The organism is Streptomyces sp. MMCC 100, from assembly GCF_041538145.2.
Classification (GTDB): Bacteria; Actinomycetota; Actinomycetes; order Streptomycetales; family Streptomycetaceae; genus Streptomyces.
Genome location: NZ_JBGORK020000009.1, coordinates 1 through 846, shown reverse-complemented (window position 1 = coordinate 846; position 846 = coordinate 1). Strand labels below are relative to the sequence as shown.

General features: G+C 66.3%; 1 protein-coding gene. It reads right to left on the bottom strand.

The window, feature by feature from the left end:
• Window positions 1-29: 29 nt before the first annotated feature.
• Window positions 30-797, bottom strand: coding sequence for an IS5-like element IS1373 family transposase (locus ABS735_RS38530; protein WP_042799817.1), 768 nt, complete (start codon window positions 795-797; stop codon window positions 30-32).
• Between the last annotated feature and the right edge of the window lie 49 nt (window positions 798-846).

The following is an 846-nucleotide window of genomic DNA, read 5'->3' as shown; positions in this document are numbered from 1 at the left end:
CCTAGAGGTTGTCCCGTATGGGGTTCGAGTTATCCAGTGAGGGCCAGGTTGTGCAGTCGGGCGATGCCGAGCATGGCCTGGTGAACTCCGTCGCCCTTGAGCCGGCAGTCCCGCAGGATCTTCCAGTTCTTCAACCGCGAAAGGGCATGTTCCACCCGCGCTCGTGCCCGGCGATGGACAGCGTTCTCTGCCTCCTGCGATGGGCTGAGGTGGCTCTGCCCTCGTCGTCTTCGGTGCGGAATGAGGAGACCAGTGCCCTGGTAGCCGCCGTCGGCGATGGTTGGGGCGCCGCGGCAGGCCCGATCGATGCCGGACTCCGTGAACGCCCGGCAGTCGTTGCGGCTGCCGGGCAACGGGAGACCGATGGCGACGACCAAGCGGCTGTTGGCGTCGATGACGACCTGCAGGTTGGTCGAGTACCGGTAGTTCTTGCTGGACGCGGCGACATTGCGGTCGCGCGTGGGCACCAGGGTGCCGTCGACAATGTAGACGGTGTCCTTGCGCGGCCGGCGTGCGGGCGAGATGGCCAGCAGCGGTGCGAGATGGTCCAAGATGCGGTCGGCCGCGGACTTCGAGACTCCGAACAACGGTGCCACCTGCCGCAATGTGAGGTTCGTGCGCCAGTACGTCGCCACCAGCAACACCCGGTCCTCGAGCGACAGCCGCCACGGCCGGCCACGCTGAACGTCGCCACCTCGGCGCCGCACCAGTGCCACCAGCCTCCCGAACTGCACCTCGGTCAGACCCGCAAACGGCTCGATCCACTTCGGATCATCTGCTGAGATCACCCCACCCATGCCCGACCAACGCACCAGCCGCACCATTGGTTACGGGACAACCTCTAGG